We start from the raw sequence: 3,653 nt of genomic DNA, 5'->3' as shown, positions 1-3,653 counted from the left end.
CTGCAAACTTTGATCAGTTAATACTTGGTTTGGAACTGATTATCAGGGAGAATAATTGTTTTTCATCTTTTTTTTATATTGTTTTTCATCTTTTACAGCTATTATTCTCAAACAACTCTGTAGCAGAGAAAATATATTTTAAGATTTTTTGTAACGAATGATGACCTGCGAATACTTATTGATTAAACAATTTTGATTGGTATGACTTTAATTAGAAATTTCGGGAATTATATCAGCATGTTTGTTATACCTATTGAAGCATATAAGAAGAACCTTTAAACATTATTTGAGCATAAATAACAGGTGATAATACGCTAACACCATTAAACGATTAATAAAAACCGGTACATTGAACACAAGAGAAAAGGAATTTCTTACACTTATTGATACCCATAAAGGCATTATTCATAAAATCACAAAGATGTATATGAATAATATGGAGGATCAGGAAGACCTGTTTCAGGAGATCGTAGGTCAATTGTGGAAAGCTTTTGACTCTTTTAAGGGCAACAGTAAGTTCTCTACCTGGATGTACAGGGTCGCTTTGAATACGGCTATTGTTTTCCTTAAGAAAGAGAAAAGGAAGGTGGGCACTACAGACGATATGCCGGAAAACATTGCCCAGGAACATGACGATACCGGAGAAAAGGAATTACAATTGAAGCTTTTCTATGCAGCGGTACAAAAACTTGACAAGATAGAACGGGCCATTATCTTTTATCACCTGGAGAATTATTCTCATCGGGAAACCGGAGAAAATTTAGGGATTACAGAAGGAAATGTCCGGGTAAAGTTAAACCGGGCAAAAAATAAAATTAAGGAACTTATACAAAAACAAGGATATGAATTTTGATGACTTTAAATCTGCCTGGGAAAACGACAAGGCAGAAGATCCTATAAAAACAACGATTGACTTAGATAAGTTTAAGACAGCCAGGTTGCCGCTGGATCAGTTGCGGGCCAAAATGAAAGACGAATTCTGGGTACAATGTATAGCCCTGTTGATAACGGCCTTTTTTCCGCAGATATTCGGTTTAAGCCAAGGGTTTTATTTGCCTTTTTATGGCTTTTTTGTCTTCTATCTGGCTATTTGTGTGTATTATCTGTCTAGGTTTTACTTTTTCTATAAGCGGCTTTTGCCTGCAGATTTACCCACCATGGAAAATTTGTACGAGACTTATTATGATATAAAGTTGCATATAGAGATCTATAAGTCTTTCACCTATGCCTTATTACCTTTCGCTTTTGCATTTGGGGGGATGATTATTCTGAACGTCAAAAATGGGAAAATAGTGAGGATGTTTATGGAGCATGGTATCTCCAACAACCTCACTATTGTTCTTGTCGCTTCATTTGCTATAGGTATGATCGTTCTGATGCTGATCACAGAGTTTTGGGTTCGGAAGCAATACGGTAAGTACGCCGTTCAGATCCGTCAGTTACTGGACGAACTTAAAGGCGATTGAACGGGTATTCCAGCTTTTTCTTTCAGTTTCTCTTCCTGATAAGGTTGTGCGAAACGAAGTTTAAAGTCCCGTTTTGAATCATGATAGGAGGTGATGATGCCCATTTTCCTTCCAGACCAGATATAATACCAGGCCAGGTCTACCTGATGCGTCAGAAATCCTGTTCTTGCGCTTTTTGGATATAAATGATGGTTGTTGTGCCATTCGCCGGCCACAATTCCTGGCCACATCTGATTGATGGACATGTCGTTTGTGTTAAAGTCTGTACCTTCCCGTCTTTTGTCTTCTCCTTTTCCATGGCCTTCGTAGTTAAATGTACGTACTCCAACTGCCCAGAAAGCGGCTGCAGCAAATACTGTACAAGCCATTGGATGTCCGCCAATTAAAAAGAAAACGGCGTACCAAAAGGACCAGTTCAATAAGCAAAACAAGATGGCTGTGCCTGGATGGGTTACTGAGCCCCATCTTTGATATTGGGAATAAGTGTTTGGACTCACCCCGGTATGCTGCATCAGTTTTACTGTTCTGGAGTAATCTTTTTCAGATAAGGTTTTTGATATAGGCTGATGGTTTACATCGGCCAGGAAACAATATAGAAAACCTCCGGAAGCGTTGTATGGGTCTCCGGGTTGATCTGATTTTGCATGATGTACGTGATGGGAAACCACGTATATTTCTTCCGGGATCATGCTTATGGTTAAATTCTGGGTAATGAAACGCCAAAATTTATTTTTAAAGGTGTAAGCTTGATGTGTACAGTACCTGTGGTGCCATATGGTTCCATGGGTACCCATAGCAATCATGCTGTATACAAAAAAGACAATAAGCAGTGGTATACTAAAAAATTTAAATATAAACAGGAAAACCAGTGGAACGAGTATCAATACTCTGAACCAGCTAAAGAAAGGAAGCCAGTTTTTCCTGCATTTAATAACATTTAGTCTCTTAAAGAACTCTTTAAATAATTGTTTTGCTGTGGGTTTACTCAGCGTCCCCTCGTCGTCGGCCCAGCCGTATACCGGCGGATCAAGCACTCTGTCCAAATAGGCCATCAAATATAAATTTGCTCAATATACAATTCAATTTTGACAATAGCGTGATATTTTTTGAATAAGTTTTGTATACCACTTCTGTATAAATTTCACATGAGGAATATATTAACTGCACAGTATGTGCACAGCAAGTGCACACATTGTTCGTAAAACTGGTACCCTTTTGCGAACAAAGTGTGCGGTTTGTATGGGTTTGCCAGGCAGTTGCCCATATGAAAATTTTGCCCTATTGATTCGGGGCTAACGATATCAGGTGCGCTGAAGAAGCGCACAGATCTCTGAGGCCGCCTCATCAAATAGGGTAAAATTTTCTGTTGCAAATTGCAGAGGGGACTGAGTGGGGGCGACTGGTCGTGAATAACTGTGTGTTCGTCGATGGTTACCCTGCAGTTGGTCTAATAGGGCCAAAACGGCTGAAACGTTTGTGGTTTGCGCACGTCTTATGTACAAAGAGAATTTAAAAAACTTAAAACATAAAGATATGAAAACCGCTATCAAAACCTTATTCGCAACAACTTTAACCGCTATCGTTTTAACTTCATCTGCATTTACCACTTTTGCAAAAGAAGGCGACAAAAATCCTTCTGCAGTTTCTACCGTTTCTGGTGCAACAATGATCAAAGTGACTGGAAATGTAAAGGTATATTTAACTCAGGGCGCTAAAGAAGGTTTCCGTGTAGAAACAGATCAGCAGGAAGCTAAAGTTTCTTTCAAAAGAGAGGGGAATAAATTGTTCATCAATTCTACTGGTGATGAAACAACAACCGTGTATTTGACCGTGAATGATTTGAAAAGAATCGATGCTTCTGAAAATGCAGTTGTAAAATCAACCGGCCGTTTCAACTTGCCAGTCCTTCAGGTATTTGTACAGGACAATGCCAAAGTGGATGTGAATGTTATTGCACAGGATGTATACACCGTGACCAAAGATGCTTCTTCGTTGAAACTAAGTGGATCTGCAGAACGCCATGTATCGGTAATCTCTGATGCTTCACAAATCAATGTAAATCAATTTGCAGCCTTAAAAACTGTTTCATCGAGCCCTGTATTTCATGCTGATCTGGATGCTCAGCTTGCAGAGTCGGTTAATATCGCTGTAACTTCTGGCAAAGTTTCCAAATAAGAATAAAGAACG

Annotated in this window: 4 protein-coding genes; 3 read left to right on the top strand and 1 reads right to left on the bottom strand. The window is 39.0% G+C overall.

The features are described from left to right. The first annotated feature begins 349 nt into the window (after nt 1-349). Both DBR11_RS28730 and DBR11_RS28725 read left to right on the top strand, forming a co-directional pair. On the top strand, nt 350-853 hold the full coding sequence (locus DBR11_RS28730) for an RNA polymerase sigma factor (protein WP_108555953.1): 504 nt from the start codon (nt 350-352) through the stop codon (nt 851-853). After that, nucleotides 843-1,466 carry a hypothetical protein gene (locus tag DBR11_RS28725; protein ID WP_108555952.1) on the top strand — a complete coding sequence of 208 codons (624 nt, stop codon included), beginning with the start codon at nt 843-845 and terminating at the stop codon, nt 1,464-1,466. The genes DBR11_RS28730 and DBR11_RS28725 overlap by 11 nt, the downstream gene beginning before the upstream one ends. Here DBR11_RS28725 and DBR11_RS28720 read toward each other — a convergent pair. Beyond that, nucleotides 1,436-2,518 carry a fatty acid desaturase gene (locus tag DBR11_RS28720; RefSeq protein WP_108555951.1) on the bottom strand — a complete coding sequence of 361 codons (1,083 nt, stop codon included), beginning with the start codon at nt 2,516-2,518 and terminating at the stop codon, nt 1,436-1,438. The genes DBR11_RS28725 and DBR11_RS28720 overlap by 31 nt on opposite strands. 481 nt (nt 2,519-2,999) lie before the next feature. Between DBR11_RS28720 and DBR11_RS28715 the strand changes: the two genes are divergently transcribed. Further along, nucleotides 3,000-3,641 carry a GIN domain-containing protein gene (locus DBR11_RS28715; protein ID WP_146186714.1) on the top strand — a complete coding sequence of 214 codons (642 nt, stop codon included), beginning with the start codon at nt 3,000-3,002 and terminating at the stop codon, nt 3,639-3,641. Nucleotides 3,642-3,653: the final 12 nt, after the last annotated feature.

Source organism: Pedobacter sp. HMWF019, assembly GCF_003061025.1.
In the GTDB taxonomy this organism is placed as follows: domain Bacteria; phylum Bacteroidota; class Bacteroidia; order Sphingobacteriales; family Sphingobacteriaceae; genus Pedobacter.
The sequence above is the reverse complement of the archived record's forward strand: the minus strand, read 5'-3'. Positions and strand labels throughout refer to the sequence as shown.